Raw genomic sequence first — 19,410 nt, forward strand, 5'->3', positions numbered from 1 at the left:
GGGACTATCAAGCCTTTGCCGTGCGCGCGGCCGGCAGGGCCGCCACGTCTGGGTGGGCGATGATGCCGTTCGGCATGCGGTCGCGCAATTCGTCCTCCTGCTCGCTCATCACAGCCTTCAGGCGTTGCGCGATGCTGGCCTGCCGGTTGTCCGTCGTCACCTTCTGGCCGAACAGGTCGGTCACGTAGAAGGTGTCGATGACTTTCTCGCCGAAGGTGGTGATGCGGGCGGAGTGAATGTCGAGTGACAGGTCGGCGATGACCGCCGTCATGTCGGCCAGAAGCCCCGGCCGGTCGAGGCACTCGACCTCGATCACGGTGAACTTGTTGGACAGACCATTCGAGATCGTCACCGAAGGCGGAATGGTGAAGGCGCTCTTTTTCTTCCGGCTCTTGGTGCGGGTGGCGATCATTTCCGGCAGGCGCTGCTTGCCGGAGAGAACTTCTTCGATGAGCTTGCCGACATTGTTGCCGCGCCGCGTCTCGTCCTCGTCGATCGGAAATTCGCGGTTGATAAGGATCGTATCGAGCGCCCGCCCGTCGGAGGTGGTGAAAATCTGCGCATCGGCAATGTTGGCGCCAGCCGCGGCGCATGCGCCGGTTATGATCGAAAGCAGGCGCGGGTGGTCGGGCGCCAAAACGGTGATTTCCGTGATGGCGTGGAAGGAATGGGTGCGCACCATGGTCGAGAGCGCCTTCTCCTGCTTGTCGGCCTCGCGGATGAAGCGGGTGTGGCGCACCTGGTCTTCCAGCGCCACAGTCAGCAGGTAGGGCTCGTAATGCAGTTTTGTATATTTGCGCCGCGCCTTCTGGCCCCAGTCGTCAAGGGCATCGTAGAGCGCTTGGCGGGCAATCTGCGCGCGCTCCTTGCGGGAGACTTCCGAGAAGCCGCCTGACAGAAGCAGTTCGGTCTCATAATACAGCGAACGTAGCAACTGCCCCTTCCAGCCGTTCCACACGCCGGGGCCAACCGCGCGGATATCGCAGACCGTCAGGATAAGCAGCATCTTCAGCCGCTCCATGGATTGCACCTTGTCGGCAAAATCGGTGATGGTCTTGCGGTCGTGCAGGTCGCGCGTCTGGGCGACCATGGACATCAAAAGATGCTGCTCGATCAGCCAGACAACCGTTTCAGTCTGCTTGCCGGTGAGACGGAAGCGCTGGCAGAGCTTGCGCGCCACACGCGCGCCGGCAATCGAGTGATCTTCCTGCCGGCCCTTGGCGACATCGTGCAGCAGTACCGCCACATAAAGCGCCTCGCGTTCCTCGACGCCGGGCATCAGCTGATTGGCGAGCGGGTGGGCATCGACCGCTGTTCCCTTGTCCACTTCCGACAGCACGCCGACGGAGCGGATCAGATGCTCGTCCACCGTGTAATGGTGATACATGTTGAACTGCATCATCGCGACGATCTTGCCAAATTCGGGGATGAATTTGCCGAGCACGCCGGCTTCATTCATGCGCCGCAACGTCAATGCCGGATCGCGCCGCGAGGTGAGGATCGACAGGAAAAGCCGATTTGCCTCCTCGTTTTCCCGCAGCTCGTCATTGATGAGCGAAAGCGAACGAGTGACGACGCGCAAGGCATCGGGGTGCAGTTCGAGATTGTTGATATCCGCGATATGGAAGAGCCGGATGAGATTGACCGGATCGTTCTTGAACACATCGGGTTTGGCGAGCGCGATGCGGCCCCGGTCTTCCACGAACTCCACGGAACCCGGAATCTTGCGAACGCGGTGGGCGAAGCGGCTGAGCACGCCGGAAAGGCCCGGCACGTCCTTGGCCTGCCTGTCTTCCAGACCGGCGCAGACGATGCGGGTGAGATCACCGACATCTTTTGCGACGAGGAAATAGTGCTTCATGAAGCGCTCTACGGCGGAGAGGCCGGGGCGCGGCTGATAATTCAAAGCGTCGGCAATTTCTCGCTGGATGTCGAAGGAAAGGCGTTCTTCCGCCTTGCCGGTGATGAAATGCATCTGGCAACGGACGGCCCAGAGAAAATCATCGGCCTTTTCAAACAGTTTCAGTTCTGACCGTGACAAAACGCCGAGTTTGACGAGATCGGCCGTGTCGCGGACGTGGTAATAATATTTGGCGATCCAGAACAGCGTGTGCAGGTCACGCAAGCCGCCCTTGCCTTCCTTGACGTTCGGCTCCACCAGATAGCGCGTATCGCCGGCCTTGCGGTGGCGCTGGTCACGCTCGGCGAGCTTGGCGGCGATGAATTCCGGGCCGGTTCCGGTGACGACCTCCGACTCAAAACGTTTTTCGAGATCGTCGGTCAGGGATTTTTTGCCGCAGATCGCCCGGACTTCCAGAATGGCGGTGCGGATCGTCATGTCGGATTTTGAAAGCCGAATGCACTCATCCACGGTGCGGGTGGCGTGGCCGACCTTGAAGCCGAGATCCCAGAGGAGATAGAGCACGAACTCCACGGCCTTGTGCATGTCAGGCGTGTTCTTCGGAGGAAGCAGGAACAGGAGGTCGATATCCGATCCCGGCGCCAGTGTGCCGCGTCCATAACCGCCAACCGCGGCGACCGCGATCTGCGGCGCATCCTTCGGATAGACATATTGGCAGGTAAGATCGTAGAGGGTTTCGATCAGCCGGTCCTGCAGCCAGGAGATGCGTCGGGCGCAATCGATGCCACTGCCATCCGCCTTCAAAAGCTCCCGCACCTTCTCCCGACCTTCCGTGCTGGCCTTGCGGAAGATCGGCAGCAGATCGGACCTGATGTCGGCGATGCGCTTGCCGTCTTCCCTGAAGATGACGTCGCAGTCTCGCTTCAGCGCCGATACATCGAGAATGTCGGAAAAATCCAGGTCCTTGATGGCCATCTATGCCGGTATCCATGTCCTGTGGGAGATCCCACCGCTTGCGTTGGGAGTGTCCTATAAAGAGTTTCAGAGGCTATGGACAGGCACTCTATCCCTTCAAGCCTTGCCAAGTTCTTTCTTTAGCGCATAGAGCGCGTCCAATGCCTCACGCGGGGTCATTTCGTCCGGGTTGAAGCTTTTCAGGGCTTCCTCCACCTTTGATGCTCCTGCCTTGCGCGTTTCCTCGCGGCGAACCGCGATCTGGAACAGCGGCAGATCATCGATCAGCTGGCTTGCCGGGTTCTTGCGGTCGGCATCCTCCAGCTTCGTCAGTACCTCGCGGGCCCGCTCCACTACCGAGGCCGGCAAGCCCGCGAGCCGCGCCACCTGAATGCCGTAGGAACGATCCGCAGCGCCCGGTCCGACTTCGTGCAGGAAGATGACATCGCCTTCCCACTCTTTTACCCGCATCGTGGCATTGGAAAGGCGGCCTAGCTTTTCCGACAGGACGGTGAGCTCATGGAAATGGGTGGCAAAAAGGCCGCGGCAGCGGTTGACCTCGTGCAGGTGCTCCACCGACGCCCAAGCGATAGAAAGTCCGTCGAAGGTCGCCGTACCCCGGCCGATCTCGTCCAGGATGACCAGCGAGCGATCCGTCGCCTGATTGAGAATGGCGGCAGTTTCCACCATCTCCACCATGAAGGTCGAGCGGCCACGCGCCAGATCGTCAGACGCGCCGACACGCGAAAACAGCCGGTCAACGACGCCGATATGGGCGGCCTCCGCCGGAACGAAGGAGCCGATCTGCGCGAGGATGGCGATCAGAGCATTCTGGCGCAGGAACGTGGATTTACCGCCCATGTTCGGACCGGTGAGCAGCCAGATCGCGCCGTTCTTGCCGCCATTGACGGCAGACAGGTCGCAGTTATTGGCAATGAAGGGTCCGGCTGACTGCCGCCTCAAAGCCTGCTCCACAACGGGGTGCCGCCCACCCTTGATCGAGAAGGTCATGGAGGCATCGACGATCGGGCGGCAATAGGCCTGTTCGGTGGCGAGATAAGCGAGGCTTGAGGCGACATCGATGACCGCTAGTGCCAGCGCACCCGCCTTGATCGCCTCCGCCTGCTTTACCACTGCCTCAACCATGCGCTCGAAGGCTTCCAGCTCCATGGTCAGAGCTTCAGCCGCGGCATTGGCGATGCGGCTTTCGAGATCGGCAAGCTCTGTGGTGGTGAAGCGCATGGCTCCGGCCATGGTCTGGCGGTGGATGAAGCGGGCCTTCGCCTCATCGGTCGCCGTCATCACATCGGCATTGCCCGCCGTCACCTCGATGAAATAACCAAGTACGTTGTTGTGCTTGATCTTGAGGGACTTGATCCCGGTTTCCTCCGCATATTGCAGCTGCAACCCCGCGATCACCCGGCGCGACTGATCGCGCAGCGCCCGCACCTCATCGAGTTCGGGATTGGCGCCCTCACGCAGGAAGCCGCCATCGCGTTTCAGAAGCGGCAGATCGTCGGCCAGCATCGAGCCGAGCATGGCTTCCAGTCCGCGCGGCAAGGCTTTCAGATCGGCAAGGGCCGAAGCAAGCTCCTCCGGCAACAGCCCCTGATCAAGTATGACGGCAATTCTCTCGGCCGACGCCAAGCCCTGTCTAATCGCGCCGAGATCGCGTGGGCCGCCGCGCTCCAGCGCAAGACGGGAGAGCGCACGCGGCATATCGGCAACCTGCTTCAGCGCATCGCGCAGACCGTCGCAGAGAGAGACATCGTCGATGAGATAAGCGACCGCATCGAGACGGGCATTGATCCTCTCCGGATCGGTCAAGGGTGACATCAGCCGCTCGGCGAGAAGCCGCGCGCCGCCGCCGGTGACCGTTCGGTTCAGCGCATGCAGCAACGAGCCGTCCCTGTCACCCGACAGCGTTTTTACGAGCTCCAAATTGGCGCGGGTGGCGGGATCGATGAACAGCGTGGAGGCGGCACTTTCCCGCTCAGGCGCGCCAAGTGGCGGGCGCTCGGCAATCTGCGTCTTTTCGACATAGGCAACCGCAGCAGCGGCAGCGGCCATTTCCACTCGTGAAAACGTGCCGAATCCGTCGAGCGTCGAGACGTTGAAATAACGCGCGATGCGCCCTTCCGCTGTCGCGCTATCGAAGAGAATGGCCGGCTGCGGCACCGCCACCCGGCCCAGCATATCGAAAACCGGCCGAAGTTCATCATCGTGGAACAGGGTGTCGGCGACGATCAACTCGCGCGGATCGATGCGCCAGATATCGGCGAGAAGCCGGGTAAGCGTCGTCTCCGCCAGACGGAAAACGCCGGTGGAAATATCGATCCAGGCGAGCGCAAACTGTGCTTCTACACTGCCGCGAATACGCGCCAGCGCCATCAGATAGTTGGATTCCGTCGGCGACAGCAGTTTTTCTTCCGTCAGCGTGCCTGGTGTGACGAGCCGCACCACATCGCGCTTGACCACGGATTTCGAGCCGCGCTTCTTGGCTTCTGCCGGATCCTCGACCTGTTCGCAGACAGCCACGCGATAACCGCGCATGATAAGCTTCTGGAGATAGTCATCCGCCGCGTGAACGGGAACGCCACACATGGGAATATCGTGACCCATATGCTGGCCGCGTTTCGTCAGGGTGATACCGAGAGCGCGGGAGGCGTCCACCGCATCGTCGAAGAACAATTCGTAAAAATCGCCCATGCGGTAGAACAGCAGCGAACCGGGATTGTTCGCCTTGATCTCGATATATTGCTCCATCATCGGAGTGGCCGTCGCGCGGCTTTCTTCCGAGATCAGGGAAGCGGTTGTCAGAACGTCCGTCAATGGCCTGCCGATGTCATATCGTGTTGCGGAAAATGAGCGCCGACACTAGCGGGAATGGCCGCCCCAAGACAACAGACGCGGATGCGCTGCCCACAGGAACATCCTGATGGCGCAGATCAAAAACCGATCAACCGTTGATGCGTTCGGCCTCGCCGCCATAATAGCTGATGTAACGGCCGGCGATGGATGATACCGGCAGAACCACCAGGACATCGGTCGTGTTGAAAGCATGATCAACGACCGCGCCAGCGCCAAACATGGCCCCGAGACGCATGTAACCCTTGATCAGCGGCGGCATGGCATTCAGCGCCTTGCGGGCGTTGAGCGCCTCTGCCGGGACGAGGTCCATTTCGTGGTAGAGTTCGGGGAGCGCGACCGCTTCCCACTCTCCCTTTGCCAAGCAATTATGGTGCAGGAAGGACAAGGCGAGCGCGTGCGCTTCCGGCTGCACGCCGGGGAATGAGGCGCAGCCGATCATCGCGTCCATGCGGTGTTTGACCGCATAAGACCAGTTGCCCTGCCACAGAAGCTCGACGGTGCGTTTGGTGCGATATTCCGGCAGCACGCAGGAGCGGCCAAGTTCCATGAAGCGCTTGCCGGGATGACGTGCGACGAGGCCAGCGATGTCGAATTCGCTGGCTGAATAAAAGCCGTTATTTGCCATCGCGATATCCTGCCGCAGCAGGCGATAGGTACCGACGATCTGGTCCTCGCTGTCGCCTTCGATCGACTTGTCGAGAACAAGCAGATGATCGCAAACGCTGTCCCAGGCGTCGAAGTCGCGCTGGCGCCGCATCGCTTCTGCGGGAAGGCGCGCCTTCATCTCGTCCACAAAGACCCGGTAACGCACGGATTGCGCGGCATCGATCTCTCGTTCGTTTCTTGCCAGCCGTGTTTCCAGCTTGCCGATACGCCCGAAAAGACCCTCATTGTCCTGAGCTATGTCCGGACGAGCAGGAATGACGACATTGTTCTCGCAAATGTCATGATTGAGGATTTCGGCAACCATGGGGAATCGCTCCGCCACCAAAGAATTTTCCTGTCATAAATCACTATTTGACGACAGAATAGTGACAAAATGCGACTAGCGCGAGTCCGCCGTTTCATATTAGCGACGGACGTTTTGCCTTCAGTAGCCGGTGAATTTCCTCAACCAGCCGGCCTGGATCGGCAGGCTTGGCAAGCACGGCGCCGGCGCCGGCTTCCAGCAGCTTTTCAGCGGGCGCAGTCGTCGCATCGCCGCTCAGTACAATGACGGGAATACTTCTGTCAGCCTCCATGCTCCGCAAAAGCTCGGGAAGCACGTCCATCCCCTCACCGCCCGGCATATTGAGATCGGATATGATGAGATCAGGCAAACGGCGCGCGCAGGGTTCCAAAGAGTGCCGGAGCCCCTCGAAGTCTTCGACAAGACGAACGACATAACCGTTTTTTTCCAGGACAGCGCGGACGATGCGCTGGTTGACGGCGTCGTCTTCGGCAACGAGGATCTCAATGCCGCCTGTCGGGTCTTTCATGACGCGCGAGGAAAATCCCACATCCGGATGGTTGTCGTTGATCGCATCCCGACGCTCGATCCCGCGCAGACGGCCGCACAGAACGTCGATCAGGGATTTTTCGCGCAGCGGCCGGATCAACCAGGCGTCGAAGGATACATGCATTGTCGAGGGGCGCTCTTCCGGGCTGACCAGCAGCGTGCGGCGAACATCCTGGTGTGGCCAATCCTTAAGTGCATCCCTGAACAGCGGTGAAATACGCCGATCGACAATGATATCGGTAAGCCCCTCCGCCTGCACGGTTGCGTCGTTTCGCAGCCTTTCAAGATCATCTGGCTGGTGAATGAGCTGGCATCGTCCCCCGAGCGCTTTGATCGCCTCCATGGTCACCCCTGCCGCCACACCTTCCGGCGCGATAAGGAGGACATTCGTATGCTGCAGACACCGGCGCCTTCCGACATCCACCATCTCGGCAGGGGCGCCAGCCGGCCGGAACGTCAGCTTAAAGGTGCTCCCCTTTCCTTTTCGGCTGGAAACCGTGAGGCTGCCACCGAATTCGCGCACGATGCGGGCGGAAATCGCGAGGCCAAGACCCGTGCCGGCGCTTTGCTGCGATACAGGCCCGGCCTGCTCGAACTCGCCAAAGATGCGTTTCTGCTCCGCCTCGCTCATGCCAGGACCGGTATCTTCAACGCCGATGCATAATTCCCCGCCAACCATGTGCGCCCTGACGACCACCCCGCCTTCCCGCGTGAATTTGACGGCATTGCCGATGAGATTGAAGAGAACCTGCCGGAGCCTTGCCGGATCGAAATCGAGATGATCGGGCACATCAGGCGTTACGAAGGAGGCGATTTCGATGCCCTTCTCATGCGCGCGGTGGGCCAGCATCTCAACGACGCTCTCGATCAGCCGGCGCAGATTTTCAGCGCGCGGATTGAGCCTGAAGCGACCCGCCTCCAGTGTCGAATAATCCAGGAGATCCTCGACCAGTTGCACCAGCGACTGGCCGGACTGCCGCATGCCATCCAGATAATTGCGCTGTTCTTCGTTGAGTTTGGTCTGGGACAGAAGATGGTTCATGCCGAGCATGCCGGAAAGTGGCAACCGGATCTCGTGGCTGACCGTGGCAAGCAGCCTTGCCTTCACGGCATCGGCCTTTTCGGCTCGTAACCGGGCGTCTTCCCGCTCGGCGAGCGCAAGCCGCTCCTCGGTCACGTCTCTCGCGATGCTGCTGATCATAAGTCGGCTACTTGAAAGATCTCGCGTCACGACATCATGCCAGGAAAAGATGCGCTGACCGAACGGCGTCGCGATCTCGACATCATAGGCGTGAACCTTCTCACCCGGACGGAAAGCAATACCGATTTCCTCGCAGCTTAATCCTTCCGGCGCCGCACAACCGGTCATGTCGCGAAAGATCCGGTTCGCCTCGACGATGCGCCGGTTCATGTCACGGATCACGAGAATGTCGCCCATGGATTCCTGCATCTCCGCGATCAACGATCGGTTTTGCGTCTGCCGGAGCCTGAGATCGGATTCTGCGACCTGAGTAACCGGCCGCTGAGGAGGCGTGCGAAAGAGCGCGTAGACAAGGAGGCTGACGAGCAGCAAGCCAAAGAAGACTGCCAGGCCGACGGTCGTCGCATAGGGCACTGCAAGTGCAACCAGAGCCGCGACAAAGCCTCCAACGGATAAGGATGCGGCGATGTGGAGCGCTACAGTGCTGACATGGATCGCATGGTCCTCGTCCGCTCGTCGCGGCGCGGTATCGATGCGATCTGCCGCCTGCTCCGCCGTGGCGGCCAGGCCAAGCCCATCCGAAACTTTTTGCCGCAGTCTTGCCAGTTCGCTCATGCTCAACCGCTACCACGGCAGCGGTTTTGATATGTTTGGCGGCAACCCTAAAATTTTACGTTTTGGCTGCCCGGGCGTGCAAAACTTCGTCAAGGATAACGCAAGCTGCGCCAATGGTTATGAAACTGTCTGCGAGATTGAAAACGGCGAAGGACCAAGTCTCAGTGTAAAACAGAATGTAGTCGATGACGTGGCCGTAAAAAAAACGGTCGAGAAGATTGCCGGCGGCACCTGCAATAATGAAGGCAAAGCCGAGATGGGCGAAGGTGCGGTCCGCTGCCGTCTTGCGCCACAGCCACAGAACGAAGACGACGATCACAAGCCGCATGCTGACGATGAACCAGCCGTGCATGTCTTCGAGCATCGAAAAGGCAACACCGAGATTGTAGGTCCGGTAGAGCGCAAGGAACGGAGCGACGGGCACCATCTGTTGCAGCGGCAGATAGGCCTCAACCAGCTGCTTGACGACCTGGTCCAGCACCAGTGCCGCGACGATCAGCGCAAAAGCAGGACCGAATTTCGAGAACAATGCCGCTTTGGCCATTACGTCACCGGTGCCAGTTCGAGGAGATGTCGCCGTGCTTCAAACAGCATGACGGCGGTTGCGATGGCGAGATTGAGACTATCGGCACGGCCCTGCTGGGGAATGCGCGCCAGTTGGTCCGCCTTGCCGGCGAGTTCCGGCGGAAGGCCGGATTGCTCGTTACCCATCAAGATCACGACCGGTTTGCCGGCATAGTCGATCTTTCGATAATCGACCGAACCGGCAAGATGCGTGGCAACAACACTGACGCCAGCCGATTTTTTCCAGGCCAGAAATTCATCGACGGAGGCACGAGCGACCGGCGTGGCAAAAACCGAGCCCATTGTGGCGCGCACCGTCTCCAGCGAAAACGGATCGGTGCAATCGCCGACCAGAATGACGCCAGAAGCGCCCGCCGCATCCGCCGTGCGAATGATGGTGCCGAGATTTCCGGGATCGCGCACGCGGTCGAGCGCGATATAGGTCTCGCCCTTTTCCGGTCGGATATCCTTCAGCGGCTTCCATTTCTGTTCGAAAATGCCGACCACCATCTGCGGATTGTCGCGGCGGGTGATCGAGGCGATGACCTTTTCGCTGACTTCGAGTACGAGACCGCCCGAGGCCACGGTCTTTACCGCCGCCTGCTCCACCAGAGGCTTGCCCTTGGCGGCCTTGGCGTAAACCAGGGTCTTGATCGTCCAGCCAAGCTCAAGGGCGTCGATGACCAGTTTCAGGCCTTCAGCCATGAAGGTGCCCGTCTCTTCCCTGCCCTTTTTCTGGGTCAGTGCCTTGATATCCTTGATGATGGGATTGGCAAGACTCGTCACTTCCTTGACCTGGCCAACGCGTCGCGTGGCGTTTTCGCGCATGTCCTTCATCATTTCGGCTCCCAGCGGCTGAACAGCGATGTGGAAAGAACGCGGCCCGGCGTTTTGCCGTCTAGCCCGGCCTCGCGAATGACCAGTTCTCCAGACGCAACAGTGCCGCCCGCGCCGCGCATCGTTTCGCGCATCAGTTCATGCATGGAATAGAAGCTGGCCCGGATGGAGTAGGCAGTCAGCACCAGGCCTAGCGCCTTGGGCGAGAGGATTTCCCGGCAGATATCGAGCATCAGCGGCAGATGGTCGAACAGCTGCCAGACTTCGCCATGGGTGCCGCGGCCGAATTTTGGCGGATCGGTGAGGATGATGTCGTAGGTGTTGCCACGACGTTCTTCCCGCTGGATGAACTTCATCGCGTCTTCGCATATCCAACGAATTGGCGCATTTTCCAATCCTGCGAGCGACTGGTTTTCCTTCGCCCAGCCAATTGCTTTCTTCGACGCGTCCACATGGGTCACTTCAGCCCCGGCCGCCGCCGCAACCAGCGAGGCGACACCGGTGTAGCCGAAGAGGTTCAAAACCTTCAGTGGCCGGTCGGCCGTCTCGACCGCATGTTTCAGCCATTCCCAGTGGACGATCTGTTCGGGGAAAACGCCGACATGGCGGAATGCGGTGAACCGGCCGAGAAAATTGACGCCGAGCAACGACAGGGGCCAGGTCTCGCCGAGCGCCGCTTTCGGGAAACGCCAGCGACCCATCCCGTCTTCATCCGTATCGCCGGTGAAGATGGCATCGGCATTCTGCCACACGCGGTCCGGAACGGAGGGTTTCCACAGCGCCTGGGCCTCCGGACGAACCACGCGGTAATCACCATATTGTTCAAGCTTCAGGCCGTTGCCGCTGTCAATCAGGTGAAAATCACCGGCCCCGCTCGATTCGAGAATGACGGGAACCTGCTCGGCAGGCAAAATCCCGGTGCGCTCCTTGAGGGGACGTGCGGGCACCTGTTCTACGGCTGATGCTATACTGACCTTTTCCTTCGCCGGCGCTTTTGGCGCGTTGCGCACGGCGTCGGGCTCACGCCTTTTCGGCGCTGCATCCGGTCTGCGTGCCGGCTTCACGGCGTTAATCTGCTTCTTATCGGCCCCGGCCCGCGCGCGCGTGCCCGGTCGGCTGTCTTTTTTCTTCAATGGAATCTTTCCGCTTATGCCCGCGTCTTATTGCGCAGCAAATAGCATCCCGAACGCCGCTCTACCAGAGCCACAACAATTCTCGGCACCATCACTTTGCCGGGAGCTGTCCCGCGTTCGGTACGGCGCCGCCCGTTGCCGCCTTTTGACGGTTCGCCTCATCATGCCAGCGAATGGCTTCCCTGGCCTCGATACGGGCGCGTTTGCGGTGTTTTCCCTGAGCGACCCATGTGGCCGCCGACCCCAGCAGGACACCAAAAATGACCGCCAGGAAGAGGAAAACAAAGAAGGGCGCCGTGAAGGACAGAACGCTGTCATCCGGCCGGAAGGGATTAAGGGCCAGCGTCACGGACTGTCGATTGGCGACGCAGAGGATGACGAGGATGATCGCCAGGGGCAGCAGAATGATGAGGTTGATGATTTTTTTCGACATCCGACAATACTCCATCACTGCAAACGCGCGACCGGCACATTCTTAATCGCCGGGCTCCAAGGGCGGTCAATCGTCCTCTTCGTCACCCATACCGGGATTGAGGCGTTCGCGCAGTTCCTTGCCCGTCTTGAAGAAAGGCACCCATTTTTCCTCGACGAAAACCGACTCACCCGTGCGCGGGTTCCGCCCGGAACGGGAAGGACGGTTTTTGACGGAGAATGCGCCGAAACCACGAAGCTCGACGCGGTTTCCTGCGGCCAGGGCATCGGTGATTTCATCCAGCACCGCATTGACGATGTTTTCCACATCGCGGTGATAAAGGTGCGGGTTACGCGCAGCAACGATCTGCACCAGTTCAGACTTGATCACGGTTGCCCCCTGAAAGAATTGGATTTTTAACGCGGCTCAACCTGCCAAACGGAAACAAGACCGTCAAGAAACAACTTGTCCGCTCCGAGCTGGCCAGCCCCCGCAAAGGGAATTAAATCGTCGTATCCCAGAAACTTCGCTATTTGCGCAACACTGAACAGCGCAAAAGGCGAATTCGACGACGGCGCACGCCATTCGACGATCGGCAGATCCTTCGCCACACCACGGGTTTCGAGATAGGCGCGAATCTCCTTTTCGCCGCCCAGCGTGTCGACCAGCTTGTTGGCAAGCGCCTGACGGCCGGTGTAGATCGATCCATTAGCCAGTTTCAACACGTCCTCGCGCGGCAGCTTGCGGCGATCGGCCACAAGATCGACAAACCAGCCATAGCTATCCATCACCATGGCGCGGATCATCGTCTTGGCTTCCTCCGGCGCATCATGGAACGGCGAAGGCTCGGCTTTCATCGGCGATGACTTGATTTCCTGGAGCGAGACGCCGAGCTTTTCCAGCAACGGACCGAGTTGCGGATACTGGAAAATCACCCCGATCGAGCCGGTGATGGAGGTGTCCCCGGCGACGATGACGTCACCCGCCGATGCGATCATGTATCCTGCCGACGCTGCAAGCGTGCGGACATCGGAGACAACAGGCTTCTTTTCCGCCACAGCCCTGATGGCCTTGAATATGCGCTCACCGCCATAAGTCGTGCCACCGGGCGAGGAAATGGAGACGATCAGGCCTTTGACGTTATCGCTCTCGGCGATCTTGTCGAGCCGTTCAAGAAGTTCGGTATTGTCGGTGATCAGGCCGGTGATTTCGACCCGGGCGATATGCGGTCTCGCGCTCTGCGGAGGCCCTTCCCAGAAGACCCGATAGAGGCCAAAAGCGCCCGCGACAAGCAGCAGAACGGCGGCAATACGCCAGAAAGTCAACTTGCGGCGCAACCGCCTTCGATCCGCTATCGCCATATTGTCCATCAAAACCTCTATCGTCCGCTTTTGCGTTTTAGGCCATATGGAACTTCTAGCGCGAAGCCGCAAGGAAACAATAGGAAACCAGAATTACGATTAAATTCGCATTTCTCTTGCACCTCTCCCGACAAAAACCATATTGGCAGGACAAAGCACTCGTGCCAAATATATTGACTTGAGACACAAGCTTCGATTGTACGCCACACCGAGGCCTGAGAAGCATTCCGGACCCACACTTATGCTTGATAGACTCCGCGAAGCCGCGCCAGCATTTCCGTTGCCGAACGACCAGAACCGCGCCTACGGTTTGGCATTGCGCCATTCTGCGCGCGTGAAGCGCCTGAAGATCATTCTTCCGGTCAGCTCGGTGATTATTTCGCTCGTCTTCATCGCGGTCTCGGTTATTCGAACCTGGGCGCCTGAAAATGTCTCGCTGGAAAGCGCGAGGATCGAAGACGGCAAGATCGTGATGGAAAAACCTGCCGTTGCAGGCCGCAACGAGAAGGGGATTGATTACTCCATGAACGCGGACCGGGCGTTGCAGGACATTGCGAACCCCAATCTCATGACCTTGGAGAAGGTTCTTGCGGCGGTGCCGGTCAACGACGGCGTTGCGCAGGTGATCGCGAAGGAAGGCGTTTTTGACAGGGCCACGAACAAGCTGACGATGACGGCCCCTTTTGACATCAATCTCAGCAATGGCATACAAGCGAAGTTCCAGTCTGCAGATGTCGATCTGAAGGCCGGAAAAATGAGCAGCAAGGACCCTGTTTCAATCAAAACAAACGACGGGTCGATTGTTGCGCAATCGATTGATATCGCCGATAATGGCAAAACCATCGTATTTTCGGGGCAGGTACGGGCACGTATCGCTGCATCCAATATTAAAAATGAAGGCAAGTGAGAGCCCGGTCCAGATGATGCAAATGTCCCGTCCCGTTACCTTTGGCAAATATGCAGGCATCGCTTATGCGGGCCTGATTTTTTCCTGTCTTGCTACCGCCGCAGTTGCACAGAGCACGACCAGCAATATGCAGGGCGTCAAGCTGTCAAGCGACGAGCCGATCACGATCGACAGCGATCAGGCGGAAGTTCGAGACCAGGAGCGCAAGGCCTATTTCACCGGAAACGTGAAGGTTGTGCAGGGCACGACGACGCTGCAAGCCGGCAAGATGACGGTCAATTATGCCGGTCAAGGCGCGTCGCTGACCGGTGGCAACGCCCAGATCGAAAAGATCTTCGTCGACAACAACGTTTACCTGACCTCAGGCACGCAGAATGCGACCGCTGATCACGGCGAATTCGACATGGCGAGCCAGACATTCATCCTCACCGGCAAGCAGGTCGTCCTCTCCGAGGGTACCAATGTCTTTACCGGCTGCAAATTGACGGTTTTCATGGAGACGGGGCAGGCAAAGCTCGATGCTTGCGGCGGTCGCGTTCGGATCATGCTTGATCCGAAGTCGCAGAAAAAACAGTAGTTTCTCGTGAACATAGCTTCCATCTCAAAGATATTCGGCGGCGGGCGCAGCCGAGCCGCAGCTGCCGCCTCAACGGCCGATAAAACCCCGTATGAGGGAACGCTGATCGCGCATGGCCTGACCAAGACGTACAATACCCGTCGCGTCGTCAACGGCGTTTCGCTTGTCGTGCGTCGCGGTGAGGCCGTCGGGCTGCTTGGTCCCAACGGCGCCGGTAAAACCACCTGTTTCTACATGATTACGGGTCTGGTTCCCGTCGATACCGGCAAGATCGCCATTAACGGCAATGATGTGACCACAATGCCGATGTACCGGCGCGCGCGCCTTGGCGTTGGTTACCTACCGCAGGAAGCATCGATTTTCCGCGGCCTTACCGTTGAGGAAAACATCCGCGCCGTGCTCGAAGTGCATGAACCTGACGCGGCGAAACGCAACCGCAAGCTCGATGAGCTGCTGGAAGAGTTTCATATCGCGCAGCTGCGCAAATCGCCTGCCGTCGCGCTTTCGGGTGGTGAACGCCGCCGCCTGGAAATCGCACGCGCCCTTGCGACCGATCCGACATTCATGCTGCTCGACGAGCCTTTTGCCGGCGTCGATCCGATTTCGGTGAGCGACATTCAGAATCTGGTGAGGCACCTCACAGCCCGCGGCATCGGCGTTCTGGTGACGGACCACAATGTGCGTGAGACACTGGGCCTCATCGACCGCGCTTACATCATCCACGCTGGTGAGGTCCTGACGCACGGCCGGCCTGACGACATCGTGAATAATCCGGACGTAAGACGGCTCTATCTGGGTAACAATTTCAGCCTTTAGGATGGCGGGCGCGAAAGATTCTTCATCGCGCCCCGCGCTGACGCTTGACCAAACAAAATAAAAAAGCAATTTTTGGGCCAAGTTCCGTCGTCTCAGTAAAATTTTTGGAAATTCAGGCGACGGAGAAGCTGTAAAGGGAGTTTCGCGTCCGCCATGGCATTGTCTGCCAGCCTTTTGCTGCGTCAAAACCAGTCTCTCGTGATGACACCGCAACTGATGCAGTCGATCCAGCTGCTTCAGATGACGCATTTCGAGCTGACGCAGTTCATTGCGCAGGAAGTGGAGCGCAATCCGCTGCTGGAAATTGCAGCAAACGACAGTGATTTGGGCAGCGATGCACCCCTAGACGCGGAAAGTTTCGGCGACGCGGATGGCGATGGTGCGGAGCGATCACCTGATGTCACTGCCGACAGCGACGACTGGTATGGCGATCGAGCCGCCAATCTCGGAGAGCAGCTGGATACCAGCTTCGAAAATGTCTTTCCTGACGATGCAGAGCCCAGAAAAGCCGATGCTCCTGAACTGGCGGGCCAATGGAAGTCGATGCCCGGGCAGGAATCCGGGGAAAGTTATGACCTCGACGACTTCGTTGCTGCCAGGCAGAGCCTCAGCGACCATCTCAATCAACAATTGCCCCTCGCCATAGCTGCCGCAGAAGACCGGATGATTGCCGATGCGCTGATCGGCCAGCTTGACGAGACGGGATACATCGCTGCCGACGCCGTCGAGGATGTCGCCGAGCGGCTGGGCACAAGTCCTTCATCAGTCGAGGAGGTGCTGAGGACACTCCAGAGCTTTGACCCACCGGGCGTCTTTTCCCGCTCTCTCAGCGAGTGCCTCGCAATCCAGCTGGCGCAAAAGGATCGGCTGGACCCGGCGATGCGGGCCTTTATCGACAATCTGGAACTGCTTGCGAAACGGGACTTCGCGACCCTGAAGAAAATCTGCGGTGTCGATGAGGAAGACCTTCTCGATATGCTGGCCGAAATCCGCACACTCAATCCCCGTCCCGGTGCGGGTTATGACTCGATGGTTTCAGAAACCATTGTTCCCGATATCATCGTTCGTCCCTCCTCCGCCGGCGGCTGGCTGGTGGAAATCAATCCCGAGACCCTGCCGCGCGTGCTTATCAACCAGAGCTACTTCGCCGAGGTGTCGAAACACAAGGCGCGTGCCGGCGAAGATCAGGATTTTCTCTCCGAATGCATGCAGACGGCCCATTGGCTGACCCGCAGCCTCGATCAGCGCGCCCGCACAATCATGAAGGTGGCGACGGAAATCGTCCGCCAACAGGATGCCTTCCTCGTCAACGGTGTCGATCATTTGCGCCCACTGAACCTCAAGACGGTGGCCGACGCCATCAAGATGCATGAATCCACCGTCAGCCGGGTGACGTCCAAGAAGTACATGCTCACGCCACGTGGGCTGTTCGAGCTCAAATATTTCTTCAGCGTATCGATCAGCGCAGTAGAGGGCGGAGACAGCCACTCCGCCGAAGCGGTTCGTCACCGCATCAAGGCCATGATCGCCCACGAAGCAGCCGATGCGGTGCTTTCCGACGATGATATCGTCGACAATCTGAAAAAGGGTGGCATCGATATCGCTCGCCGCACCGTTGCGAAATATCGCGAAGCGATGAATATTCCCTCTTCGGTGCAGAGGCGCCGGGAGAAGAAGGCTATGGCCAAGCTCTCCGCTTTCTAATCGAGGTACCCGATCACGTTCGCAGCGGTTTTTTGCCGCACCATTGACTCTTTCAACGGCAGGGGCTAGAAGCCCGCCGCACACGTAAGCAAGGTCATTTGTAACGGATTCACCTCCACCGTCCATGGGCGTAAAATTCGAATGAGGGCTTTTTAAGGTCTTCGAAACGCTTGGATGCGCGCGCGGCTTGACGTAAGCTGGTACTCGCAAATCACTACAAAAAGGAAAATTTCCATGAGTGTGCGTGTATCTGGTAAACATATGGAGATCGGTGAATCTTTCCGTCAGCGGATTGAGGACAATATAGGTCTGGCAGTTACCAAATACTTCGATGGGGGGTATTCAGGCCAGGTGACGGTGGAGAAGTCCGGATCGCGTTTTGCGGCCGATTGCAAGCTGCATCTCGATACCGGTGTTGTATTGCATGCGGCGGGTCAGGCAAATGATCCGCAGGCGAGCTTCGACGCCGCCGCAGAGCGGATCGAGAAGCGCCTGCGTCGTTACAAGCGCAAGCTGAAAGACCACCACAATGGTGCGAACGGTGTATCGCAGGAAATCGCTTACACGGTCATGGATGCTATTCCCGATGAGGACCATGAGGTCCCTGAGGATTACGCACCCACCATTGTGGCCGAAAGTTCGAAACAGATTAAGACCATGTCTGTCGCCAGCGCCGTGATGGCGCTCGACATGACGGACGAACCGGTTCTGCTGTTCCGCAGCCCGGGCAAGGAATATCTCAACATCGTCTACCGACGTCATGACGGCAATATTGGCTGGATCGACGCGGAAACGATCAAGAGCTGAACAGTCTGACAAGACGTGGGAGGCAGAGCGCGAAAGCGCCTCTGTCCCCCACCTCTCTCGATGGCATGAAGGAAAAAGAGAATGGCGTTGGCAGATCTGCTGCAACAAGATGCGATTATTCCCGCCCTCAAGGTGAATTCCAAAAAGCAGTTGCTTCAGGAGCTGGCCGCAAAGGCAGCCAGAATTACCGGAGTCTCGGAACGGGAAGTTTTCGACGTCATCCTCCAGCGTGAAAAGCTCGGTTCGACTGGTGTCGGCCACGGCATTGCCATTCCGCATGGCAAGCTTAACAGCATTCAGCAGATCACCGGGGTTTTCGCGCGTCTTGAAACGCCGGTTGATTTCGAGGCACTGGACGATCAGCCCGTCGATCTCGTATTTCTTCTGCTCGCACCGGAGGGCGCCGGCGCCGATCATCTGAAGGCTCTTTCGCGCATTGCGCGGGCCCTGCGCGACCCTGAACTGGTGGCCAAGCTGCGTGCTACCGATTCCGACACCGCAATATACGCGTTCCTTAATCAGGAACAGGCGACGGCTGCCTGACGGCAGGCCTTCTTTCCCAGTTAATGGCAATAAAAAACGCGCCCAGAAGGCGCGTTTTTCGTTACATCCAAACGGATGTCCTCAAGCGTCTTTTTCGTTCACGGACGCGGTGCCCGGTTCGGCCGAGGCAGCAGCTTCCGCCTTCGGGCCGCCCTTGGAGACACCGACCATAGCGGGGCGCAAAACGCGGTCGCCAATGGTGAAACCGGCCTGAATCACCTGCAATACGGTGTTGTTGGGAACGGCCGTGTTGGGAATTTCAAACATGGCCTGGTGGAAATTCGGGTCGAACTTCTGGCCCTCGGCATCGATCTTCTTCACGCCGTGGCGTTCCAGCGTCGACAGCATTGACCGCTCGGTCATCTCCACGCCCTCAATCAGGCCGTTGAGACCGGCTTCGCCATTGGTCTTGAGCTCATCGGGAATGGCTTCCAGCGCGCGGCGAAGATTATCGGAAACGGCAAGCATATCGCGTGCAAAGGCAGCCATCGAATAGGCCTTGGCATCCTTGACATCACGCTCGGTGCGGCGGCGAAGATTGTCCATCTCGGCGGCAAGGCGCAGGAATTTATCGCGCAGATCGGCGTTCTCAGCCTTGAGCACCTCCACCGGATCGGGCTCTGCCGTTTCGGCCTGTTCTTCACCTGCCTGGGCAGGTTCGACAAACTCTTCCGCGACGTCCGCGTCAGGTCCGGGCTTTTTTGTATCGTCGGTCATGACGTTCTCCAGATTAGACAGTTAGTGGTTGC

General features: G+C 58.8%; 17 protein-coding genes. 6 read left to right on the forward strand and 11 right to left on the reverse strand.

Translation table 11 applies throughout. The features are described from left to right. Positions 1 to 7 precede the first annotated feature (7 nt). From FS804_RS08090 to sppA, 10 genes are all read right to left on the reverse strand, one after another. Positions 8 to 2,836 carry a [protein-PII] uridylyltransferase gene (locus FS804_RS08090; RefSeq protein WP_144576072.1) on the reverse strand — a complete coding sequence of 943 codons (2,829 nt, stop codon included), beginning with the start codon at positions 2,834 to 2,836 and terminating at the stop codon, positions 8 to 10. A gap of 96 nt (positions 2,837 to 2,932) precedes the next feature. Further along, positions 2,933 to 5,647 (reverse strand): DNA mismatch repair protein MutS, encoded by a 2,715-nt coding sequence (gene mutS, locus FS804_RS08095; protein ID WP_186376701.1) that lies wholly within the window; start codon positions 5,645 to 5,647, stop codon positions 2,933 to 2,935. 127 nt (positions 5,648 to 5,774) lie between these two features. Further along, complete coding sequence (locus FS804_RS08100; RefSeq protein ID WP_063949535.1) at positions 5,775 to 6,656, reverse strand: GNAT family N-acetyltransferase; 882 nt, start codon at positions 6,654 to 6,656, stop codon at positions 5,775 to 5,777. Positions 6,657 to 6,750: 94 nt separating this feature from the next. After that, the gene (locus FS804_RS08105) at positions 6,751 to 9,000 is read right to left on the reverse strand and encodes a hybrid sensor histidine kinase/response regulator (protein ID WP_144576074.1); all 2,250 of its coding nucleotides are present in this window, start codon (positions 8,998 to 9,000) and stop codon (positions 6,751 to 6,753) included. 55 nt (positions 9,001 to 9,055) lie between these two features. Next, on the reverse strand, positions 9,056 to 9,544 hold the full coding sequence (gene lspA, locus FS804_RS08110; RefSeq protein ID WP_063949533.1) for a signal peptidase II: 489 nt from the start codon (positions 9,542 to 9,544) through the stop codon (positions 9,056 to 9,058). Further along, positions 9,544 to 10,404: an RNA methyltransferase gene (locus FS804_RS08115; RefSeq protein ID WP_144576076.1), complete on the reverse strand. Its 861-nt coding sequence runs from the start codon at positions 10,402 to 10,404 to the stop codon at positions 9,544 to 9,546. The genes lspA and FS804_RS08115 overlap by 1 nt, the downstream gene beginning before the upstream one ends. After that, a complete protein-coding gene (locus tag FS804_RS08120; RefSeq protein WP_144576078.1) occupies positions 10,401 to 11,534 on the reverse strand; it encodes a class I SAM-dependent methyltransferase in 1,134 nt (377 codons plus the stop codon). Before FS804_RS08120 ends, FS804_RS08115 begins: the two co-directional genes overlap by 4 nt. A 91-nt stretch (positions 11,535 to 11,625) precedes the next feature. Beyond that, positions 11,626 to 11,967: a LapA family protein gene (locus FS804_RS08125; protein ID WP_186376702.1), complete on the reverse strand. Its 342-nt coding sequence runs from the start codon at positions 11,965 to 11,967 to the stop codon at positions 11,626 to 11,628. Positions 11,968 to 12,033: 66 nt separating this feature from the next. Further along, positions 12,034 to 12,360, reverse strand: coding sequence for an integration host factor subunit beta (locus FS804_RS08130; RefSeq protein ID WP_219256707.1), 327 nt, complete (start codon positions 12,358 to 12,360; stop codon positions 12,034 to 12,036). Positions 12,361 to 12,362: 2 nt separating this feature from the next. Continuing rightward, positions 12,363 to 13,316, reverse strand: coding sequence for a signal peptide peptidase SppA (gene sppA / locus FS804_RS08135; protein ID WP_144576080.1), 954 nt, complete (start codon positions 13,314 to 13,316; stop codon positions 12,363 to 12,365). 232 nt (positions 13,317 to 13,548) lie between these two features. Between sppA and lptC the strand changes: the two genes are divergently transcribed. From lptC to ptsN, 6 genes are all read left to right on the forward strand, one after another. Then, on the forward strand, positions 13,549 to 14,214 hold the full coding sequence (gene lptC / locus FS804_RS08140; protein WP_144576371.1) for an LPS export ABC transporter periplasmic protein LptC: 666 nt from the start codon (positions 13,549 to 13,551) through the stop codon (positions 14,212 to 14,214). Positions 14,215 to 14,230: 16 nt separating this feature from the next. Then, entirely contained in the window at positions 14,231 to 14,791 is a 561-nt protein-coding gene (locus tag FS804_RS08145) for an LptA/OstA family protein (RefSeq protein ID WP_371417845.1), read from the forward strand. 6 nt (positions 14,792 to 14,797) lie between these two features. Continuing rightward, a complete protein-coding gene (gene lptB / locus FS804_RS08150) occupies positions 14,798 to 15,607 on the forward strand; it encodes an LPS export ABC transporter ATP-binding protein (RefSeq protein WP_144576084.1) in 810 nt (269 codons plus the stop codon). 153 nt (positions 15,608 to 15,760) lie between these two features. After that, the gene (rpoN, locus tag FS804_RS08155) at positions 15,761 to 17,311 is read left to right on the forward strand and encodes an RNA polymerase factor sigma-54 (protein WP_144576086.1); all 1,551 of its coding nucleotides are present in this window, start codon (positions 15,761 to 15,763) and stop codon (positions 17,309 to 17,311) included. A gap of 234 nt (positions 17,312 to 17,545) precedes the next feature. Further along, a complete protein-coding gene (gene hpf / locus FS804_RS08160; RefSeq protein WP_003520085.1) occupies positions 17,546 to 18,118 on the forward strand; it encodes a ribosome hibernation-promoting factor, HPF/YfiA family in 573 nt (190 codons plus the stop codon). 81 nt (positions 18,119 to 18,199) lie between these two features. Further along, positions 18,200 to 18,661, forward strand: coding sequence for a PTS IIA-like nitrogen regulatory protein PtsN (ptsN, locus tag FS804_RS08165; RefSeq protein ID WP_004439537.1), 462 nt, complete (start codon positions 18,200 to 18,202; stop codon positions 18,659 to 18,661). 81 nt (positions 18,662 to 18,742) lie between these two features. Here ptsN and grpE read toward each other — a convergent pair whose 3' ends face one another. Then, entirely contained in the window at positions 18,743 to 19,378 is a 636-nt protein-coding gene (gene grpE, locus FS804_RS08170) for a nucleotide exchange factor GrpE (protein ID WP_063949525.1), read from the reverse strand. Between the last annotated feature and the right edge of the window lie 32 nt (positions 19,379 to 19,410).

The organism is Agrobacterium sp. DE0009 (assembly GCF_007680755.1).
Taxonomy (GTDB): Bacteria; Pseudomonadota; Alphaproteobacteria; order Rhizobiales; family Rhizobiaceae; genus Agrobacterium; species Agrobacterium tumefaciens_B.